The sequence below is a fragment of the Streptomyces sp. NPDC111656 genome (genome assembly GCF_055656965.1).
Genome location: NZ_JBVKCA010000016.1, coordinates 12,216 through 31,775, shown reverse-complemented (window position 1 = coordinate 31,775; position 19,560 = coordinate 12,216). Strand labels below are relative to the sequence as shown.

General features: G+C 69.6%; 22 protein-coding genes and 1 pseudogene. 13 read left to right on the top strand and 10 right to left on the bottom strand.

The genetic code is table 11. The features are described 5' to 3' along the window. Positions 1-8 precede the first annotated feature (8 nt). From ACZ7M3_RS36680 to ACZ7M3_RS36665, 4 genes are all read left to right on the top strand, one after another. A complete protein-coding gene (locus tag ACZ7M3_RS36680; RefSeq protein ID WP_472069198.1) occupies positions 9-731 on the top strand; it encodes a helix-turn-helix domain-containing protein in 723 nt (240 codons plus the stop codon). 123 nt (positions 732-854) lie between these two features. Further along, positions 855-1,277: a pyridoxamine 5'-phosphate oxidase family protein gene (locus tag ACZ7M3_RS36675; RefSeq protein WP_351538776.1), complete on the top strand. Its 423-nt coding sequence runs from the start codon at positions 855-857 to the stop codon at positions 1,275-1,277. 225 nt (positions 1,278-1,502) lie between these two features. Then, a complete protein-coding gene (locus ACZ7M3_RS36670; RefSeq protein WP_095857471.1) occupies positions 1,503-2,054 on the top strand; it encodes a cysteine hydrolase family protein in 552 nt (183 codons plus the stop codon). After that, on the top strand, positions 2,051-2,977 hold the full coding sequence (locus ACZ7M3_RS36665; protein ID WP_472069195.1) for a GlxA family transcriptional regulator: 927 nt from the start codon (positions 2,051-2,053) through the stop codon (positions 2,975-2,977). The genes ACZ7M3_RS36670 and ACZ7M3_RS36665 overlap by 4 nt, the downstream gene beginning before the upstream one ends. A 31-nt stretch (positions 2,978-3,008) precedes the next feature. Here ACZ7M3_RS36665 and ACZ7M3_RS36660 read toward each other — a convergent pair whose 3' ends face one another. The 3 genes from ACZ7M3_RS36660 to ACZ7M3_RS36650 all read right to left on the bottom strand — a co-directional run bounded on the left by ACZ7M3_RS36660 (position 3,009) and on the right by ACZ7M3_RS36650 (position 4,624). Continuing rightward, on the bottom strand, positions 3,009-3,548 hold the full coding sequence (locus tag ACZ7M3_RS36660; RefSeq protein ID WP_472069193.1) for an ABC transporter substrate-binding protein: 540 nt from the start codon (positions 3,546-3,548) through the stop codon (positions 3,009-3,011). Beyond that, positions 3,545-3,838 (bottom strand): Ada metal-binding domain-containing protein, encoded by a 294-nt coding sequence (locus tag ACZ7M3_RS36655; RefSeq protein ID WP_472069191.1) that lies wholly within the window; start codon positions 3,836-3,838, stop codon positions 3,545-3,547. The genes ACZ7M3_RS36660 and ACZ7M3_RS36655 overlap by 4 nt, the downstream gene beginning before the upstream one ends. Before the next feature lie 174 nt (positions 3,839-4,012). Then, positions 4,013-4,624 carry a TetR/AcrR family transcriptional regulator gene (locus ACZ7M3_RS36650; protein ID WP_472069189.1) on the bottom strand — a complete coding sequence of 204 codons (612 nt, stop codon included), beginning with the start codon at positions 4,622-4,624 and terminating at the stop codon, positions 4,013-4,015. A 128-nt stretch (positions 4,625-4,752) separates the two neighbouring features. On the opposite strand from ACZ7M3_RS36650, the gene ACZ7M3_RS36645 reads away from it, so the two are divergent. Further along, positions 4,753-5,592 (top strand): oxidoreductase, encoded by an 840-nt coding sequence (locus ACZ7M3_RS36645; RefSeq protein WP_472069187.1) that lies wholly within the window; start codon positions 4,753-4,755, stop codon positions 5,590-5,592. 46 nt (positions 5,593-5,638) lie between these two features. On the opposite strand, the gene ACZ7M3_RS36640 is transcribed toward ACZ7M3_RS36645, so the two are convergent. Next, positions 5,639-6,259: a helix-turn-helix domain-containing protein gene (locus tag ACZ7M3_RS36640; protein ID WP_472069185.1), complete on the bottom strand. Its 621-nt coding sequence runs from the start codon at positions 6,257-6,259 to the stop codon at positions 5,639-5,641. 97 nt (positions 6,260-6,356) lie between these two features. Between ACZ7M3_RS36640 and ACZ7M3_RS36635 the strand changes: the two genes are divergently transcribed. The 5 genes from ACZ7M3_RS36635 (at position 6,357) to ACZ7M3_RS36615 (ending at position 11,045) form a co-directional block, all read left to right on the top strand. After that, positions 6,357-7,793, top strand: coding sequence for an MFS transporter (locus ACZ7M3_RS36635; protein WP_472069183.1), 1,437 nt, complete (start codon positions 6,357-6,359; stop codon positions 7,791-7,793). A 304-nt stretch (positions 7,794-8,097) separates the two neighbouring features. Then, positions 8,098-8,301: a cold-shock protein gene (locus tag ACZ7M3_RS36630; RefSeq protein ID WP_030872951.1), complete on the top strand. Its 204-nt coding sequence runs from the start codon at positions 8,098-8,100 to the stop codon at positions 8,299-8,301. Positions 8,302-8,738: 437 nt separating this feature from the next. After that, complete coding sequence (locus ACZ7M3_RS36625; RefSeq protein ID WP_472069180.1) at positions 8,739-10,283, top strand: DEAD/DEAH box helicase; 1,545 nt, start codon at positions 8,739-8,741, stop codon at positions 10,281-10,283. A 46-nt stretch (positions 10,284-10,329) separates the two neighbouring features. Further along, positions 10,330-10,650, top strand: a complete 321-nt coding sequence (locus tag ACZ7M3_RS36620) for a CBS domain-containing protein (protein WP_472069178.1) — start codon at positions 10,330-10,332, stop codon at positions 10,648-10,650. Between the two features lie 65 nt (positions 10,651-10,715). Further along, positions 10,716-11,045 carry an SCO5918 family protein gene (locus tag ACZ7M3_RS36615; protein ID WP_351306245.1) on the top strand — a complete coding sequence of 110 codons (330 nt, stop codon included), beginning with the start codon at positions 10,716-10,718 and terminating at the stop codon, positions 11,043-11,045. A 125-nt stretch (positions 11,046-11,170) separates the two neighbouring features. On the opposite strand, the gene ACZ7M3_RS36610 is transcribed toward ACZ7M3_RS36615, so the two are convergent. Then, complete coding sequence (locus tag ACZ7M3_RS36610) at positions 11,171-11,545, bottom strand: hypothetical protein (RefSeq protein WP_120987911.1); 375 nt, start codon at positions 11,543-11,545, stop codon at positions 11,171-11,173. A gap of 542 nt (positions 11,546-12,087) precedes the next feature. Here ACZ7M3_RS36610 and ACZ7M3_RS36605 point away from each other — a divergent pair. Further along, complete coding sequence (locus ACZ7M3_RS36605) at positions 12,088-12,432, top strand: MerR family transcriptional regulator (protein ID WP_355311887.1); 345 nt, start codon at positions 12,088-12,090, stop codon at positions 12,430-12,432. A 158-nt stretch (positions 12,433-12,590) separates the two neighbouring features. Here ACZ7M3_RS36605 and ACZ7M3_RS36600 read toward each other — a convergent pair whose 3' ends face one another. Next, positions 12,591-14,393 carry an FAD-dependent oxidoreductase gene (locus ACZ7M3_RS36600; RefSeq protein WP_472069176.1) on the bottom strand — a complete coding sequence of 601 codons (1,803 nt, stop codon included), beginning with the start codon at positions 14,391-14,393 and terminating at the stop codon, positions 12,591-12,593. Between the two features lie 127 nt (positions 14,394-14,520). On the opposite strand from ACZ7M3_RS36600, the gene ACZ7M3_RS36595 reads away from it, so the two are divergent. After that, entirely contained in the window at positions 14,521-15,024 is a 504-nt protein-coding gene (locus ACZ7M3_RS36595; protein WP_472069174.1) for a MarR family winged helix-turn-helix transcriptional regulator, read from the top strand. A 109-nt stretch (positions 15,025-15,133) separates the two neighbouring features. Here ACZ7M3_RS36595 and ACZ7M3_RS36590 read toward each other — a convergent pair whose 3' ends face one another. The 4 genes and pseudogenes from ACZ7M3_RS36590 to ACZ7M3_RS36575 form a co-directional block, all read right to left on the bottom strand. After that, positions 15,134-16,660, bottom strand: coding sequence for a glycoside hydrolase family 64 protein (locus ACZ7M3_RS36590; RefSeq protein ID WP_472069172.1), 1,527 nt, complete (start codon positions 16,658-16,660; stop codon positions 15,134-15,136). A gap of 15 nt (positions 16,661-16,675) precedes the next feature. Then, positions 16,676-18,091 (bottom strand): glycoside hydrolase family 16 protein, encoded by a 1,416-nt coding sequence (locus ACZ7M3_RS36585; protein ID WP_472069170.1) that lies wholly within the window; start codon positions 18,089-18,091, stop codon positions 16,676-16,678. A gap of 262 nt (positions 18,092-18,353) precedes the next feature. Then, a pseudogene (locus tag ACZ7M3_RS36580) lies at positions 18,354-18,704 on the bottom strand (S26 family signal peptidase); the annotation flags it as partial. Between the two features lie 146 nt (positions 18,705-18,850). Beyond that, positions 18,851-19,000: a hypothetical protein gene (locus ACZ7M3_RS36575; protein WP_472069168.1), complete on the bottom strand. Its 150-nt coding sequence runs from the start codon at positions 18,998-19,000 to the stop codon at positions 18,851-18,853. Between the two features lie 45 nt (positions 19,001-19,045). On the opposite strand from ACZ7M3_RS36575, the gene ACZ7M3_RS36570 reads away from it, so the two are divergent. Further along, on the top strand, positions 19,046-19,489 hold the full coding sequence (locus ACZ7M3_RS36570; RefSeq protein WP_472069166.1) for a MauE/DoxX family redox-associated membrane protein: 444 nt from the start codon (positions 19,046-19,048) through the stop codon (positions 19,487-19,489). Positions 19,490-19,560 lie beyond the last annotated feature (71 nt).

Here is a 19,560-nt window from a genome sequence, read left to right as displayed (position 1 = left end):
TGACGGCCATGAGTGAACACACATCGTCGAACGCCGTGTCGGCCAGCACGGCCAGCACGGCCAGCGCGGCCAGCGCGGCCACCGCGGACAGCGCGCGGGGCGACATCGGCCGCCGTATCGCCCAGCGCCGTGAGGAACTCGGCCTGACCCGGGAGGAGACCGCCTACCGGGCGGGCACGGCTCCCGGCTACGTCCGGTACCTGGAGGAACAGTCCACCGCCACTCCGGGCCCAGGCGTTCTCATCAGACTCGCCGACGTCCTCGAGACGAGCGTCGCGGCCCTGCGCGGTGGCGAGGCGGACCTGCCACCCGGGACCGGCCGAGCCGCCCACCACGCCCGGCTGATCGAATTGAGCGCGGAGGAGTGCCGGACGCGGCTGTCGACACACGGTGTGGGAAGACTGGCGACAGAGACCGCCGAAGGGCCGTTGATCGTCCCCCTGAACTACAGCGTCGTCGACGGTGCGATCGCGTTCCGGACGGCACCGGGCACGACGTCCGCCAAGGCCGTCGGAACCGACGTGGCCTTCGAGGTGGACCACATCGACGAAGCGCTCAGCCAGGGCTGGAGCGTCCTCGTGCGGGGCCGCGCGAGGGCCGTGACGGACGCGGACGCGACGCGTCGGCTGGAGGAATGCGCGTACAGCGATCCGTGGGCGGGCGGCGAACGGTCCCTGTGGGTGTGCGTGGATCCGGTCGCCGTCACCGGGCGCCGGATCGATGTGCCCTGACCGCCGGCAGCGAGGGGCGTCGCTCTTCGGCCGCCCCGTGCCGGTGGGCCCTCTTCCCGGCGTCCGCCGCCCCACACACTGAAACGCGTACCGCGCTGTACCCCGTGAAGGTTGGACCCGGCGATGAACGCCAACGACGGCTTCCGTGAACTCGACCGCGAGGAGTGCCTGCGTCTGCTGGAGCGGGCACCGATCGGCCGCGTCGTCCACACGCGCCACGCCCTGCCCGCGGTCCTGCCGGTCAACTTCTGCCTGGACGTCGACTCCGCGGTACTGATGCGTACTTCCGCCGACTCGGAACTGGCCGCCGCGGTCGACGGCGTGGTGATCGCCTTCGAAGCGGATGAGGTGGATGCGACGGCGCACTCCGGCTGGAGTGTCGTGGTCACCGGCCGCGCGACGGTGGTGACCGATCCCGTGGAGCACGGCCGACTGGCCCGGACCGGTCCGCGCTCTTGGGTGACCTCACCCGAGGAGGTCTTCATCCGCATCGAGCCCGAGTTGGTGACCGGTCGCCAACTCATAGCTGGGCTCGCCGCGTACTGAGAGGCCGGCCGGTGCGCCAACCTGTCGGAGACGGCACAACGCCGTGTCTCATTTTCCGCGAGCCCTCGCACCGAGCCCTGGCACCGAGCTCTCGCACCGAGCTCTCGCACCGAGCCCTGGCACCGAGTTCTCGCACCGATCCCTCACACCACTGACCGGATCGGTCCGATGCCGGCCTGGATCAGGCCTGCGGATCCGGTATCCGGCCAGGTCAGAATGGGAGGCATGAACCGAGCGCTGATCGTGATCGATGTCCAGGAATCCTTCCGAGCCCGCCCGCTGTGGGAACAGATCGCCAACCCGAAGATCGCGGAACCGGTCAACCGTCTGGTGCGACTCGCCCGCGCCAACGGCGACCTGGTCGTCTGGGTCCTCCACACGGAGCCCGGCAGCGGCGGTGTCTTCGACCCGGCCCAGGGGCACGTCCGCCTGCTGGACGAACTGGAGCAGCCGCAGTCCGGTGAGCCGGTCCTGCACAAGACCTCCCACAACGCCTTCACCACCACTCATCTGCAACAACTGCTCACCGAGGCGGGCGTGCGCGAGCTGACGGTCTGCGGCATCCGTACCGAGCAGTGCGTGGAAACCACCACCCGGGTGGGAAGCGACCTCGGATACCGGATGGTCTTCGTCACCGACGCCACCACCACCAATCCGATCGGCGACCTGAGTGCCGACGCGATCATCGAGCGCACGGAGGCCGTCCTGCGCGACCGGTTCGCCCGGATCTCCACGGTGGCCGAACGGGAGGCGGAGCTGGGAGCATCCCAGGCGTGAGCCATGTCGTCTTCGTCCTCGTACCCGGCGTCCACCTGCTCGACCTCGCCGGACCGGCCCAGGTCTTCAGCATGGCGGGGGACTTCGGACAGCCCTACCGGCTCAGCTACGTCGCCGACCAGGAAGAGGTGCGCAGCGCCCAGGGCCTGCCGCTGGCCGCGCAGACGCAATGGCCGGAGCTGAGCGCCGACGACCTGGTGCTGGTGCCGGGGTGGAGGGCGTCCACACTGCGCGGCGGCCCCGAGCTGAGCCGGTCCGTGCTGGAGCGGCTGCACGCCCACCACACCGCCGGGGGCGCTGTCGCCAGCGTGTGTGCCGGGGCCGAGGCCCTCGGCCGCGCCGGGCTGCTGGACGGGCGCAGGTGCACCACGCACCACCACCTCCAGGACGAGCTGGCGGCCCGCCACCCCCGGGCGATCGTGGTGCGGGATGTGCTGTTCACCGCCGACGACCGGGTGGTGACGTCGGCCGGCATCGCCAGCGGCATCGACCTGGCGCTGCACCTGCTGGCCGTCCGCCACGGTCCCGCACTCGCCGCCCAGGTGGCGCGGGACATGGTCGTCTACGCCCGCCGCAACGGCGACGAGCCGCAGGCCAGCGCCATGCTCCGGCACCGGTCCCACCTCGACGACGCCGTCCATCGCGCTCAGGACCTCATCGACGCGCGATTCGCCGAACCACTGCCGCTGGCGTACGTGGCCGCCTGCGTCGGCGTCAGCGAACGCACGCTGACCCGGATGTTTCACCGTGCCACAGGCGGCCTGACGCCGCTGCGCTACCAGCAGACCTTGAGAGTGGAACGCGCGGAGCACCTGATCGCCCACGGCACAACGGTGGAGGCCGCGGCCCGCGAGGTGGGCTTCCAGGACGTTCGGATGCTCCGCCGGCTGCGCTCCCGAGCGCCGTCCGAGACGACGGGGTGAGCCATTCCGGCTCGGCACGGCCTCTCATGACCTAGGACATGACCCAGCGGTGGCGGACGTACCAGGTAGCGCCGTCGGTGGTCGCCCCGCGCAGGCCGTGCAGGGTGTCCGGGCCCGTGAGCGCGGGGAGTCGGGAGTCCCGCAGGGAGGCGAAGGCGAAGGTGCGCGCCGGGTCCCAGCCGGTGGAGTGGCGCAGACGGCGGGCGAGTTGGGCGAAGCCGAGCGGGGCCGCGGCCATGACCCAGGCGTCGGGTGCCTCGGCAGTCAGCCTGCTGGCGGGGCGCAGCCAGGATGCGGCGGTCTCCGGCCAGTCCACCGACGCGAGGACCTTTCCGCCACGCGCCTCCCACGCGGCGGCGAAGGCTTCGGCAGCCGCCAGGGAATCCGCATCGCGGCTGTGGCCGATGGTCACGGTCTCGATCCGTGACTTCGGAGCGGTCAACAGGCCGATGAGGGCCGTGAGTTCGGCCTCCGTGTGCGGAGTAGTCGCGGACAGGTCACCGAACTCGACCAACGCGGCGGCGCCGATCAGGGGTGAGCGGGAGCGTTCCCGCTCGGCGCGGATGTTCATGACGAGGCGCTGCTGCTTTCCCGGGTCGTTTTCCAGCGGGCGTACGCGCTGGGCAGGCAGACCGCGCAGGGCCGGTATCCGGCCGCGATCGCGGTGGCCTCGTCCGGAAAGAACACGCGGTGCTCGGCGTAGTGGCCGCGGGCGATGGCCCGGAGGGCGGAAGGACAGTCGAGGCGCCCGTAGAGGCGCCCGCGCCGGTGTCCGCCGAGTGTGCCCGGCGTGCCGGTCCAGCAGAGCTGCCCGTCCGGGCCGAGCAGTGTGTACGTACGGTGCGCGGCGGCGGGCGTCATCGATCTCGATCCTTCCTGTCCAAGGTCACCAGTGGTGTTGCACTCCCAACCTTGAGGCTTGTGGATCGTCTTGCCCGGCGGGATTCGGACGTCACGTTGTGGAGACGGCGGTGCCATGGCGCTGACGGAGACCGCCGCCCACGCCGACGGCGGATCCCGCGTCCTCCGCGTTTCCTAAAAAGCCTGGGTTGTCGGGGTTCCCGCGACGAGGCGTCGGACGGCCTCGACGACCGCGTCGCGGTGCTGTCGGGTCTGCTCGGCAGCCTGGTCGTTGGTGGCCGTGGGGCTGGTGGGCATCCATGCGTTGGCGAGGGCGAGGGTGAAGACGAGCAGGTCTTCAGGGGTGAAGGTCGTGGTCAGCAGGCCGTCGGTCTGCGCCTGGGTGATCGCGGCGGTCTTCTGCCGCATGGAGGTTCCCAGCCCTTGCGGCTCGTGGTCGGTGCCTGAGCGTTCGAGGCGGTGCCAGGTGGCCAGCCGGAGCTGGTGCGGGTTGGCGAGGAGGAAGTCGAACAGGCGACCCGCGTAGCCGGGCAGGTCCTCGGGCGTGAAGGGGACCTCGTCGAGGACGCGGGCGACATGCGCGTCCATGACGGCGTCGAACAACTGCTCCTTGTTGCCGAAGTACGTGTAGATGAGGGCCTTGTTCACCTCTGCCGCGGCGCCTATGCGATCCACTCGGGCACCGGCGATACCGCGGGCCGCGAACTCGTCCGTCGCGGCTTTGAGCAGGCGGGCCTTGGAGGCCTCGGAGTCCCGGGGGCGGGCCGGGGGCTGGTGCTGGGGCATGACCCCAGAGTAGTGCAACTAACTGTTTATTTGACACGCCTCTCGGCCCGTCGCACTATATAAATGACTGTTTAGTTAGCAGGGCTCCAGCCCTGCGGCCAGCGCCATCCCGGAAGCGAAGACACCTCATGACCAAGACCTGGCTCATCACCGGCAGCTCCCGCGGCTTCGGCAGGGCACTCGCCCGCCACGTCCTCGACAACGGCCACCGCGTCGTGGCCACTGCCCGCCGTCCCGAACAGCTCAAGGACCTCGTCGAGCGCCACGGCGACCGGGTCCGCGCCGTCGCCCTCGACGTCACCGACCCGGCAGCCGCCCGTGCCGCCGTACAACTGGCCCTGGACGCCTTCGGCGGGCTCGACGTCGTCGCGAACAACGCCGGGTACGCCAACAGTGCCGCCATCGAGGACATGCCGGACGACGACTTCCGGGCCCAGATCGAGACGAACCTGTTCGGCGTCGTCAACGTCACCAAGGCTGCTCTGCCCGTACTCCGCCGCCAGGGTTCCGGCCACTTCCTCCAGTTCTCCTCCATCGGCGGACGCGTGGGCGGATCACCGGGCCTGAGCGCTTATCAGACCGCGAAGTTCGCCGTCGAAGGCTTCTCCGAAGTCCTCAACGCCGAGGTCGGGCCCCTCGGCATCAAGGTCACCATCATCGAGCCCGGTGGCTTCCGCACCGACTGGGGCGGCTCGTCCATGACCGCCCTGCCCGTAAGTCCCCCCTACGAAGAGACCGTTGGCGCGATGAACCGCTACCGCGAACAGACCGCCGCCACCTGGCCCGGAGACCCGTCCCGGGCAGCCAAGATCATCACCGACCTCGTCGGGCTCGACGAGCCACCGCTGCGCCTGCTGCTCGGCGCCGGAGCCGTCGAGATGGCGGCCGGCGCCTCCCGTAGTCGTGCCGCCGAAGCCGAGCGGTGGGCCGACATCAGCCGCTCGGCGGACTTCCCCGCGGGCGAATGACGGCGACGACGGGTCGGAGTACGCCCGACGGGCCGGGAGTGGTGACTCACGACGTTGTTGACGGCGGGGTGGTGGGGGTCGCCCGGTCGGAGTCGGACGGGGCGGGTTTCGCGCGGACCACGGCTTGATCGCCTCGCGGCCCGAACAGATGCAGGATCTCGACGGCGCTGGTGTTCGCCGGACCGAACCAGTGCGGTTCTCTGGTGTCGAACTCGGCCACTTCGCCCGGGTGGAGTGTGCAGTCCTGCTCTCCGAGGATGAGGCGCAGTTCGCCCGCGAGGACGTAGAGCCACTCGTACCCGTCATGGGTCACCAACACCGGCTCGCGGGGAGCCAGTACCTGCTTGAACACCTGCACCCGACCCGGGTACTGCGTCAGAGGCACAAGGACGCTGCCGTGACCCTTGCGCAAGGGTTTGAGATGCACCCGAGGATCACCGGTGGCCGGCGCGGCCACCAGCTGGTCGAGTGCGACGCGGTGCGTACGCGCGAGCGGGATGAGCAAGTCCAGAGTCGGGCGCCGCTTGCCCGACTCGAGACGCGACAGCGTGCTCACCGACATTCCGGTCGTCGCCGCGAGCGCCTCCAGCGTGAGCCCGCGGTCCCGGCGCAGCGTGCGCAGCCGGGGGCCGATGCCGTCGATGATCTGTTCCAGCTCCGCGTCCATGGGGTCCAGTTTGCAGCCTTCGCAAATTTGGTGGGCGGCGGGTGCGGTCCGGCCCGAGCCTTGCCGGGCAGCCCCTTCCGGACGTGAGAGGTACCAGGTGACCGCGACCACCCATCCCATACAGCCACTTGACCCCATTCGGCCCGTTCTGAGCGCACGCAGGCGCTGGACTGTGCTGGCCGTCTGCTGTCTGAGCATGTTCCTGGTGGGCCTGGACACCACCATCGTCAATGTCGGACTGCCGGCGATCGGCCACGGCCTGGGCATCGGGACCCGCAGCCTCGAATGGACCGTCGACGCGTACACGCTCGTCCTGGCCAGTCTCCTGATCTCCTCCGGCGCGCTGGCGGACCGGTTCGGACGCCGACGGGTGTTCCAGGTCGGCCTGGTCGTGTTCGGTGTGGCCTCGCTGGTCTGCGCGATCGCCCCTTCGGTGGGCGTGCTGATCGCGGCTCGCGCCGTCCAGGGAATCGGCGCCTCGATGCTCAGCCCCGTGGCTCTCGCGATCGTGGTCAACGCGATGCCCGACCCGAGGGAGCGGGCACAGGCGATCGGTGTCTGGGCGTCGGTCTTCGGGCTCAGCATGGCCGCCGGCCCTGTCACGGGCGGCGCCCTCATCGCGGGCTTCGGCTGGCGGTCGGTGTTCTGGATCAACGCGCCGGTCATCGTGACCGCCCTCGTGCTCAGCGCGCTGTTTGTGCCGGAGTCGCGGGCGCCGCGGGCACAGCGGCTCGACCTCCCGGGGCAGGCCCTGCTGACGGTGGTCATCGGCGTCTCGGTCGGCGTCCTCATCGAAGGACCGCGCATCGGGTGGGCGTCGCTTCCGGCGCTGGTCGCGTACGCGATCGCAGCCGTGGCGGCAGTCGGATTCGTGTCGGTCGAATCCCGCAGGAGCGAGCCGCTGATGGATCTACGGCTCTACCGGCATCCGGTCTTCAGCAGTGCCGTGCTGGGCGCGGTGGCGGTCTTCGTCGCCCTGAACGTGACGCTCCTGCTCAACACCCTCTACCTGCAGCACGCCCGAGGATGGACACCACTGGCCGCCGGGGTGGCGACCTTGCCCATGGCTGTCGGAGCGACCGTCTGCGCACCCCTGTCCGGCCGCCTGGTCGGTCGTAGCGGACCGCGGTTGCCGCTTGTCCTGGCCGGCGGTTTCATCACGGTGGGCGGACTCTGCCTGGTCGGGCTCGACCAGCACACGAGCGTGCTCCTGCTCCTGTCGGCCTACTTGCTCGTCGGCGTCGGGTTCGGCTTCGCCAACGCGCCGATCACCAACACCGCGGTGAGTGGCCTGCCTTCCACCCGTGCCGGCGTGGCCGGAGCGATCACGTCCACCGCACGCCAGCTCGGCTCCGCGCTCGGCATAGCCATCGCCGGCGGCCTGGTCGCGGGCACCGCCCCGACGGGACTCGCACACGCGTCCCGCCCGGGCTGGATCCTGGTCGCCACCTGCGGACTGTTCCTGCTCCTCGTGGCCCACGCGGCACGGCCGAAGAAGGACACGAGTCGCCCCACCTCCCCGCAATCGCGGTGAGCCGATTGAACCCATATCTGTGCCCGTGAAGTGAGAAAATGACGGAAGGTGCAACGAGTTTTCCTGCATCGACTGTATCGGCAGGCGGTGCGGGGTTGTTTATCGCACACGATCGATCGCAACGTGCTACTGTAGATCTCAGTTGCAGTTGTGGTTCCCGAAATCTTGCAAGTGCCCTCACCGGCTTCATCTGCTGGTGGCGCTCCTTTTCGGCTCCGGCGAATTTTCCGGCGGGATAATCATCACGGCGACGCGGAGTGCGCACAGTGCGAGACTCCGAACACCGTCCCGAAGGAGATTTGACATGGCTGCCGGTACCGTGAAGTGGTTCAACGCGGAAAAGGGCTTCGGCTTCATCGAGCAGGACGGCGGCGGCGCGGACGTCTTCGCCCACTACTCGAACATCGCCGCTCAGGGCTTCCGTGAGCTGTCGGAGGGCCAGAAGGTGACCTTCGACATCGCGCAGGGCCAGAAGGGCCCGACGGCTGAGAACATCGTTCCCGCCTGACGCTGACACATACTTCGCAGCTGGGGCCCGCACCTTGGGGTGCGGGCCCCAGCTCGCCGCTTTCCGGGGCGCAGCTGCTCCGTCAGGGCCGTGGTGATGTCCCCCACGGCATGATCAGGGGCACCGCGGCCCCGCCCCCGGGGAAGGCTCCACCGGATCCCCCGGGGACGCTCCACCCCGACGCTCCGGACGTAAATCCGCCAAGGCCTCACTCACGGAATGCCCGATCTCACTGTCGAGATCGCGCTGCTCTCTTCGCCGGCGTACTCCGAGTGCATTCTCTGCCGATCCGGTTGATCCGATTGATCTGATCTGACCGATCTGATCCGACCGGCCGATTCGGCGCCGCATCATTTTCGGCTCGTTCTTGCGATTCTCTGCGCTGTTCATTCGCTGCGGGAATTCCTTGATACGTGCCACATCAAGGAAGGTTCCGCATGAACCGCACGCGTACAAATGATCGTTTCGCCCGCACCCGATCCCGCACCGAAAATTCTGGTTCCCAAAGGGGCGGCAGCCGCTTCGGAGCCGCATCCTCCAGCCGCTCCGGTGCTCCCAGCCGTGCGAAGGGTTACGGACGTCGACAGACCACGCCGCAAGGTGAGTTCGCGCTGCCGACGACGATCACTCCCGCGCTGCCCGCTGTTGAGGCGTTCGCCGATCTCGCCCTGCCGACGCCGCTGCTGGCCGAACTCGGCCGCGCAGGCGTGACCGTACCGTTCCCGATCCAGGCGGCGACCCTGCCGAACTCCGTCGCGGGCCGTGACGTACTCGGCCGTGGCCGCACCGGCTCCGGCAAGACGCTCGCCTTCGGTCTCGCCCTGCTGGCCCGTACGGCCGGTCGGCGCGCCGAGCCGCGGCTGCCGCTCGCCCTGGTCCTCGTACCCACCCGCGAGCTGGCCCAACAGGTCACCGACGCTCTCATTCCGTACGCCCGTTCCGTGCGACTGCGTCTGGCCACGGTGGTCGGTGGGATGCCGATCGGCAGGCAGGCCAGTGCGCTGCGCGGCGGCGCCGAGGTCGTCGTGGCGACGCCGGGCCGGCTCAAGGACCTCATCGACCGCGGCGAATGCAGTCTGGACCAGGTCGCCATCACCGTCCTCGACGAGGCCGACCAGATGGCCGACATGGGCTTCATGCCCCAGGTCACCGCGCTGCTCGACCAGGTGCGCCCCGAGGGGCAGCGGATGCTGTTCTCGGCCACCTTGGACCGCAACGTCGACCTCCTGGTCCGCCGCTACCTGACCGACCCGGTGGTCCACTCCGTCGACCCGTCCGCGGGCGCGGTCACCACCATGGAGCACCACGTACTCCACGTGCACGGCGCGGACAAGCAGCGGACGACCACCGAGATCGCGGCCCGCGAGGGCCGGGTGATCATGTTCCTGGACACCAAGCACGCGGTGGACCGGCTGACCGAGCACCTGCTGAACAGCGGCGTCCGTGCCGCGGCCCTGCACGGCGGCAAGTCCCAGCCACAGCGCACACGGACCCTGGCCCAGTTCAAGACCGGGCATGTGACGGTGCTGGTGGCGACCAATGTCGCGGCGCGCGGGATCCACGTCGACAACCTCGACCTGGTCGTGAACGTGGACCCGCCCAGCGACCCCAAGGACTATCTGCACCGGGGCGGCCGCACGGCCCGCGCCGGCGAGTCCGGCAGCGTCGTCACCCTGGTGACGCCTCAGCAGCGACGCGACATGAGCCGACTGATGACTGCCGCAGGCATCACTCCCCAGACCACCCAAGTGCGCTCGGGCGAAGCCGAGTTGAGTCGCATCACCGGCGCCCAGGCCCCCTCGGGGATCGCGGTCACCATCACCGCGCCGGTCGTGGAACGTCCTCGGCGCGGCTCATCCTCCCCGTCCCGGGGCCGGCGCGGCCGTGCCGGCCAGGGCCGATCCACTGGCGAGGGCCGATCCACCGGCGAGGCGGCACGCCGTACGCCGCGGCGGTCGTCCGCGGTCACAGCGGCGGCCTAGTACCTTCGTGATCGGAAGCCCCGCCCACCCGTCCAGGAGGACCCCTTTGACGCTGGTTCAGACGCAGCAACGCCTGGTCGGTTCCGTTCCCACGACCGTGTTCGACGCCCTGGACACTTCCGGACCGCGGGTCGGTGACGACATGACCGTCGAGGTGGCCCTGTTCCTCATGGCCAGTGCCCGTGTCGAGTACCTGCTCCTTTGCGACCAGGACGAACACTGCACAGGCTCGGTCACGCGGGCCCAACTCGCCGTGGTCCGTGACAGCCCCGCCTATACGGACCGGATGCGTGTACGGGACGTCCTCGGCGTCGGCGGACCGCACGGCCGCGGCCCGGGCGCCCTCGCCGTCACCGTCTCCCTCTGATCCGGCTGACCGCTCGGCATCAGCCCCGTTCCTCCCTCTCCCTTCTCCCTTCCCTGCGAGGCATCATGCGCTGCGTCATCGCCCGGTTCCCCTTCGACCTCACCAAGAGCGGGGTACTTGCCTCCATGAAGGGCGTCAAGCCGGAGCCCATCACGGGGGAGTCCGTGCTCATCGGCCGCCGCCACTACCCCGCCAAGCAAGTGGGCGTGGTCATCACCCGGCAGGACCCCCGCGACTTCACCAGCGGGGAAGTCACCCGGGCCATGACGCGCCTCGGCTTCACCTGCCGCGGCACCCATGAGCCCACCCCTGAGTCCGCGACCGCCGTGCGGGCCCTTACGCCGTTGCAGACCGCGTCGGCGCTGCTCGGCAGCCCCGCGCCGCTGGGACTGTGATAAGCGACGGAAGCTGACACCAGGACAGCGAGGGGGCCCTGCCGACGCGCGTCGGCAGGGCCCCCTCGCGTGTCACCGTCCGGCCGACGGCTCCCGGCCGACCGGAGCGGTTCGGGTGCGGTGCCTCACTGGTCGGAGTAGCTGAAGTCGCCCACCGTCCAGGCGCTGACGTCTTTGATCGCGACGCGGTACATTCCGCCCGTCTCGGGAATTCCGACGCTGCCCTGCAGGATCCGGGCGAGGTGGAAGTGCAGATGCGTGGGGGCCCCGCCGGGTTCGGGCCGGCCCACTGTCCGGTCGGCGGAGAAGACGTCGGAGAAGGGGCCCAGACGGTCCGAGTCCTTCAGGACCTCCGACACGCGCTCCCTCCATACGCTTTCGGGAGCCAGCCGCCCGGTGATGACGGCACCGCCGACCACCACGGTCAATGACATCTGATTGCTCTGCTCGGACTCCACCAGGGCGCAGAGATCCACGAGCAGCTCGTCAGGGTTCGACATGAGAGCCGATTCTATTGCGTGCGCGATCCGGGCGCTGGAGTCGGTCGACCGCCGCGCCCCCACTGCCACCTGCTCATATGGCCCGCACGACAGAGAATATCGATGCCCTGAGCAACCTAAAATCTATGTTTGACAGAGTAGACATTGGGCTGCTGCATGATTAGTGTTTCTCTCGTAGTGCAGAAGTTCGCAGGTCGGGGTGGCTGAGGAGTCTCGAAACCGAGCTGTCCGTAGGACGGGGACGAGACCGCCGGCCGCGCCGCCTGGCAAGCGAGTTGATTCAGCGGAGGTACGGAAGGAGCCGACGCCATCGGGATCACCCGGCCGACATGCACGAGGTCGGGTGCCGCAAGACCCCGGAATGGAAGGTGGTCCCCGGTCAAGCATCCGCGAACCCCGCATTCCCGCCCCCTCACAGGGGCCAGGTAGCGGAAACAAGAGGTCGGCAGAGCAGTAGCGCCGACAGATGGTGTTCAATTTCCTTCGGGGCCCTGGTGCCGTACGGCATCGGGGCCCCTCGACGCGTTGCACAACGAGGTGAAATGACAGCAGATACTCCACTGAGTGGTCGTCTGGACGACGACGACTACCCCGCGTACACGATGGGCCGGGCCGCCGAGATGCTCGGCACGACTCCCGGCTTCCTCCGGGCCATCGGGGAAGCCCGCCTGATCACTCCGCTGCGCTCGGAGGGTGGGCACCGGAGGTACTCCCGCTACCAACTTCGGATCGCCGCCCGCGCCCGCGAGCTCGTCGACAGGGGGACCCCGGTCGAGGCCGCTTGCCGCATCGTCATCCTCGAGGACCAACTCGAGGAAGCGCAGCGCATCAACGCCGAGTACCGTCGCGCCGCGAACGAGATGTCCGACACTTCCGGTTCGGGCTGAGCGCGTACGGCCCCACCACGCATGCCCCACCGTGAGCGCCTCAACGGGATCACGGTCGTGATCCGTGGTGGGCCGCACAGCACAACGGAGTTGACGCGCCGTGTGGAGGATCACCCGTATGGGGCATTCGCCTCGTCGGCGCCGGGGCGGCCGAGGAGCTACTGGTCGCTCCGGCCGCTTCGGTCGCCGGGGTCGGTGCGGAGGTCGGCCGCCAACCGGGTGATGCTCTGGACCGCGAGCTCGGCGAAGTTCGAGCGGGCGACGATCGCGGTGGTCTCCCCTTGCCGGCGGACACTGCGCAGGTCCCGCTGGACCTGGCGCGAGAGCTGATGGAGCTCGCGTTGGGCGGTGGCGAGTCGCTGCTCGGCGGCGCTGCGGATCCGACGGTGCTCACGTCGGGTGCGGGGGGCGCCCGAAGGGCCCGGTGCGGGCATGTCGGCGCTCGTTTCCGTGTGGTGCGGCTGCGCCACCGGCACGGGGCGGATGCCGACGGCGTCGAGGTAGGTGGCGAGTGAGCCGAGGTCGGCCGTGCCGACCACAGCCGCGACGTATCCGTCCGGACGCACGAGCACCCACTGACCGGACGACAGTCCGTAGGCGCTGTGGACATGGCCGCCGGTGTCGAGGATGTCGCCCCCGCCGCCGATGACGTGAAGGTGCAGGCCACTGCGCGGCGCCGGTGCACCGTCGACGTCGTAGCCGAGCAGGGTCCAGTGGGGCCCCTGGAACAGGCTGAACAAGCGCGTGGGGAGGCCGCCCGCGCCGGTCACGGGCGCGTCGGGCGCGCGGTCGCCGGCCAGGACACCGTTGCCGCGGTCGGGACTGGTCATCGACAAGGGCGAGTCCGGGTAGCCGAGATCGAGCTGGCTGACCTCGCGGCCCCGGTGGGTGTCTCGGTTCTTGGCCGCTTCGAGCAGCCTCTCGGAGAGGCCGAGGACTGCCTCGGCGATCGGCCGACGCTCCTTCTCGTAGGTCGACAGCAACGATTCCGGGGCGCCGTCGAGCACGGCGGCGAGTTTCCAGCCGAGGTTGTAGGCGTCCTGGACGCTCGTGTTGAGGCCCTGTCCGCCGGTCGGCGGATGGCAGTGTGCCGCGTCCCCCGTCAGGAACACCCGCTCGCGCCGGTAGGTGTCGGCCAGCCGGGCGTTCATCTCGAACGCGGACGCCCAGGACACCGAACGGATCACGACGTCGTTCCGGCCGGTGCGTTCGCGGAAGAACGAGGTGAGCCCCTCGGCCGAAAGGTCGATGTCGACATCGAACGGGATCGGGGCCTGGAGCTGGAACATGTCGGTGCCGTAGAGCGGGCACATCGACACCTGCGCCGCCGTGTCCTCGCCCCATCGGTGCCAGGCGTCCGACGAGACGCCATCGACCAGTACGTCCGCGACGATCGCCCGGACGCCGAGGGTCTTGCCGGGGAAGCCGATACCGAGGGCCTTGCGGACGAAGCTCGATCCACCGTCGGCGCCAATCAGGTACGAGGCCCGCACGGTCCGCTCGCCGTCAGGGGTCGCGATCCGTGCGGTCACGCCGTCGGCGTCCTGGTCGAAGCCGACGAGTTCGTGGCTGTAGTGCGGGGCATGGCCGAGCTCGGTCAGTCGTTCCCGCAGCCGGCGCTCCGTGAGGAACTGCGGAACGAGCAGCGGGATCTGGTACGGCTCGTCCGGCGTCGGATCCGACAACTCGACGACGGCCTTGTCGATCGGTCCCTCGTCGGTGTGGAAACGCTGGACGGGGTACTCGCCCCCGCTGGCGACGATCCGGTCGATCACGCCGAGGTCCTCGAACACCTCTTGGCTTCGGGGCTGAATGCCCTTGCCGCGGGAGCCGATGAACGGATGTGCCGCCTTGTCGATCAGTAGGAATCCGACATTCCGGCGGGCGAGGTCGATGGCGAGGGTTAATCCGGCCGCTCCCGTTCCGCAGATGATCACGTCAGTGTCCGGGGTGTGAGTCATGGCTCAGCTCTCCGTCGGCAGTAGGTGTCCGAGCGGTTCAGCACGCTCGTAGGCGACGCACCAAGGTTGGTACGTGGCACGAACTAAAGTAGTTCGCGCCACGTACCTTTGCAAGTAGAATCGGAGCATGACTTCTCCCAACGACACGCCGCCCTCGGTCGCACCGTCACGCACAGGTGGGGAACCCGTGCTGGTGGACGTGGACGCCCTCGCCCAGCTGTCGTTTCTGGTGCACAACGCCCTGGACGAGATCGCCGGGCAGCGCGACTTGTCGATCATCCAGGCGCGACTGCTCGGGGTGTTGCGCGACCGGGAGCCGACGATGAACCAGCTCGGTCGGCTGCTCGGCCTGGACAAGTCCTCGATCAGCGGCCTGGTCGACCGCGCACAGCGTCGCGGCCTGGTCACGCGCACCGTCAGCCCGAACGACCGCCGCGCGTTCCAGGTGTCGATCACCGACGCCGGCCGACAGCTCATCGAACAGCTCGCGGCACAGTTCGCCGAGCAGATCGAGTTGTCCGTCGCGCCGCTCTCGGACGCCGATCGGCAGCGGCTGTCCCAGTTGGCGGCCCAGGTCGTGGCCACCGACGCCCAGCGCCGCGGCATCGACCTGCGGACGACACCCCGCTGACCGGGCCTCAGAGAACCCGCTCCTGCTGGGGAAGGGGGCGGCTCGAACGACGACGCCTGGCTCTCCGGCGCCGGACCGCCGAGGCCGCCCCCTCTTCATTGCGTGGGGATCACCAGCCGATGCCGAGCGTCAGCCCGGTCGGCGGGTTCGCGTTGCCCAGGATCTGCACGGATGACTGGTCGTTGATGTCGTCGTAGGGGAAGGCGTAGGCGCGCCGGTCGAGGCCGACGGTGTGGAGGAAGGCGGCGTAGTCGTTCTTGTTGCCTCCGGTGTAGTAGGCGGACGGGGTGTACCAGGCCGAGGTGTCGAGGGCCACGCCCCGGTTGAACGCGGCGCAGAACTCCGCGCCGAGCTGCTTCTCCGGGTCGCTGCCCGAGGCCAGGGTGCCCGCGCAGGCCATGACGTCCGGGGAGGACGGTTTCTGGAGCGTGTAGGGACCGGCGCCGTTCTTGGTGAAGGTGAGTGTGGTCCCGGAGACACCGCCGGTGAAGGTCTCACCGAGCCGGGTCAGCCTGAAGGGGTGCGTGGAGTAGGAGGACCAGGTCTGGTCGATGGTCGACTGGAGGTGGTTCGCCTGGGAGCCTCCCGTGAGGAAGAGGTCGGAGGAGCGCGGCGCGATGATCCGGTAGGTGTTCTGCAGCGGTTTGAAGGCCGCGCCCACCGAGGCGGCGTACTGGGACATCACCTGGGCGCGGGTCTGTGTGATGCCGCGTGTGGTGTCGTAGCCGCTCGACGTCTGCGTCAGACGTGAGGTCATCGGGAAGCCGAACTGGTCGACCTGGGTGGTGTTGCCGCCGAAGGCCACCTGCCCGAAGACGTACGTGTACTCGTACCAGTCGTAGTAGACGTCGGTGTTGGGGTCGTTCGGATTGCGCAGGTCGGGGCCGCCCCAGCCCTGGTCGTCCGGGGAGACCGGAATGTACAGCGGGGAGCCGAGGGAGACGTAGATCCGCCCGCCGCGGATCGATGTCGGCGAAGGTACCGAACCGCCCGACTGGGCGAGCGTGAACGACATGTCGGGGTAGTTCACGCCGTTCTTGGTCAGGTGTCCGGGCGCGTTCGCGTCCAGGTGGTTGATGTGGGTCATGGTTCCGTCGGCCTTCATGTACGACCACTGACCGGGCGTCACCTGGCCGAGCACGGTGATGTGGATCTGTGCGTTGGTGTACGTGCCACGGGTGTTGTTCTGGAAGGTGATCGGGAAGCTGCCGCTCCCGCCCCCGCCACCTCCGCCCCCACCTCCGCCGACGGAGTAGGTGAAGTGCGGGGTGCCGTAGAGCGGGCCGCTCCTCTCGTATGTGAACCAGTACTCCAGAGTGAAGCCGCTCGGTAGGCCGCTGACGTTCTGCTGCCAGGTGCCCGCGTTGTTCGTCATCCGGAAGTTCTGCTGGCCGGCGCCGGCCGACAGGTAGTGCACGTCGACCAGGGACGCGGGGGTGGTCGGCTTGAACCAGATCTGGACCGAACCGGAACCGGTCGAGGTGACGCCCTGGGTGTAGTCGGAGGCGGCCTTCGCGGGCACCGCCCCGGCCAGGCCCAGCGCCAGCACCGTGAGGAGGGCGGTCAGGACGGCCGTCACCAGCCGCCCGACCCCGGGGCGTGACCTCTTGGACCTGGCCGGGAGATATGCGATCATCCGTCAACTCTCCCGTCAGTGACCGAAGTCGAACCAGTTGACGTTCACGAAGTCCGCGGGCTGGCCGCTGGTGAAGGTCAGATAGACGTCGTGGGTTCCGGTGACGGAGCTGATGTTCGCGGGGACCGTCTTCCACGTCTGCCAGCCACCGGTGTTGGCCACCGCGAAGCTGCCTGTCGGCGTGCTCGTGCGGCTGTCGAGGCGCACTTCGACCAGACCGCTGACACCGCCGGCTGCGCCGCTCGCGACCCGGCCGTAGAACTGCTTGGCTGCCGTGGTGCCGAAGTCGACACCCTTGTAGAGCGCGTAGTCGCCGTTCGCGAGCGTGCCGATGTTCTGGCCGCCGCCCGTGTCGGTGGTGGTCTCCGTTCCGACGCCCGCCTGGCCGTCGTACGACTCGGCCTGGATCGCGTTGTACGCGTCACGGTTGCCGGAAGGCGGCGGGGTCGTGGGCGGCGGGGTCGTGCCGCCACCGCCGGTGGCCTGGAGCACCTGGACGTAGTCGACCACGAGCGGGTGGCCGGGGTCCGTGCCGCCGCCGGGGCCGCCGCCGAAGGCCGCCGGGAACTCGCCGCCCATCGCGACGTTCAGGATGATGAAGTAGCCGTGGTTGGTGGCGTTGGCCCAGGTCGTCGCGTCGACCTGACTCTGCCTGACCGTGTGGAAGTTGACGCCGTCGAGGTAGAAACGCATCTCCTCGGGGCTGGTCGACTTGTCCCACTCCACGGCGTAGGTGTGGAAGCCGCCCTGGCAGGTCGTGCCCTCACAGACCTTCTGGCCGCCGATGCCGGACTTCTCGTTGCACGGGCCACCTGGGCTGGTGCCGCAGTGCATCGTGGCCCACTCGTTGTTGATGCCCTGGACGTTCTCCATGATGTCCAGCTCGCCGACGCCGGGCCAGTTCCACCAGTTGCCGCGGTACGGGGCGCCCAGCATCCAGAAGGCGGGCCAGTAGCCCTTGGCGGCCGCGCCGGTCACGTTCGGCATCTGGAGCCGGGCCTCGACGCGGAGTGTGCCGCCGGCGGGCGGCTGGAAGTCGGAGCGGTTCGTCTCGATGCGGCCCGACGTCCAGTTGCCCGCGGCGTCGCGCCGTGGGGTGATCCGGAGGTTTCCGGCGCCGTCGAGCGAGACGTTGTTGGTGCTGGAGGTCATCGTCTCGACCTCGCCGGTACCGAAGCCGGCCGGCCCGCCGGGATAGCTCGTGCCCGTCGTGTACTGCCAGTTCGAACTGTTGATGCCGGAGCCGGCGGCTCCGTCGAAGTCGTCGAGGAAGACCTGGGACCAGCCGGACGGGGGCGTGGGGGCGGACGCGGTGGCGGGGAGGGTGGCGGCCGCCGCCGCGGCGGCCGCGAGGCCGAGGGCGCTGAACACGGCGATGAGGACGCGCCGTAGGGAGCGGCGTCTGACAGGCGTGCCGGAGGGTTCACTCATGGGTGCCTCTTCGGGTACGGAGTGGGGAGCGCGGGTGGTGGGAGCGCTCCGACGCTTTTGAGAGCGCTCTCAAAACAGCTGCGCGGACAATGTGCTCCCCGTCACTCCGTACGTCAAGAGATGAAGTCGGGAAAGTCCTTCCGGCGTATGTGAGTTCACGTCGTGAAAGAAGGGGGGTGTGCTGAGAGCGTATGCAAGGGGCACACGAGAAGCGCGGCAGTGCGCGGACTGTGCCGAGCGGACACCGCCGTGAGCGGCGGCTTCAGGGGCGGCCGAGGGGAGTTGGGCGGGTGAGGACCACGCCCAGCAGGGAGGACTGGGGGACGTAACCGAAGTGGCGGGAGTCCTGGGTGCGGGCGGCGTCGCCCCGGACGATCAGGCACCCGGGCGGCACCCGTCCACCTTCCGGGGCCCCGACGATCTCGCGTACGTCGAGCGGCACGGCGTCGCCGGGCAGGGCGGAGACCCGTTTGACCAGCCAGGCCAGGGCGTCGTCGCCGTCACCGAACGGGACGGGGTTGCGGAAGACCACCGCGTCGCCGCGTCGCACGCGCGTGGTGCGGCGGACCAGCAGCCGGTCGCCGCCCGCGAAGGCCGGGGTCATGCTCGACCCGGTGACCCGGTGACCCGGTGACCCTGATGAGGGCGAGGCGTGCGCGCAGTACGCGTACGGACAGGAGCAGCATGCCCGCGCCCGCTGCCATCGCCACCGTCGTTCGCCCCGCCCCCGTCATGCCGCCGCCTTCCGTTCCGGGCGGCTCATGTGGCCGCCTCCGTGGTTCTGCCCCGGTCGCCGCGCTCGGCGTAGCCCGCCGCCTGCAGGCCGAACAGCCGGGCGTAGTGCCCGCCGCCCGGGGCCATCAGCTCGTCGTGGGAGCCGAGTTCGGCGATCCGGCCGTCCACCGGCACGGCGATCGCGTCCGCGTCGCGCAGGGCGAGGAATCCGCCCGTTCCATGGGCGTTCCGGCCCGCCTGAGCCGCCTCGTGGCGGTGGCCGTGGTCGTGGGGGAGTGCGCCGCGGTGGTGCTGCTCGCCGTGGGGCCCGGCGGCGCTCCCGGCTTCGTCCTGACCCTGCTGTTGCTCGCCGCGTTCACCACCGGAATCGTCCGTACGCTCCGCAGCGGAACCAAGGCGTCCTGCGCCTGCTTCGGCGCTTCCACCGCGCCGATCGGCCGCCGCCACGTGGTGCGGAACACCGTGCTGCTCGCCCTGGCCGTGTTCGGTCTGGCCGCCGCCCTCGCGGGGACGCCGGCGCCGACCCAGGCGGCGGGCGTGCTGATCGCGGCGTTCGGCGCGCTGGTGGGCGCCCTGCTCGTGATCTTCACGGACGAGCTGGGCACGCTGTTCGACGACGGCGCCCCACGTACCTCGGGACGCGTCCGCGGATCAGCCCCGTAGGCGACCCGGGCAAGCGACCTGGTAGGCGACAACCCTCCCGATTTCCCGGGTGGTTGATGTTCACGCACCAC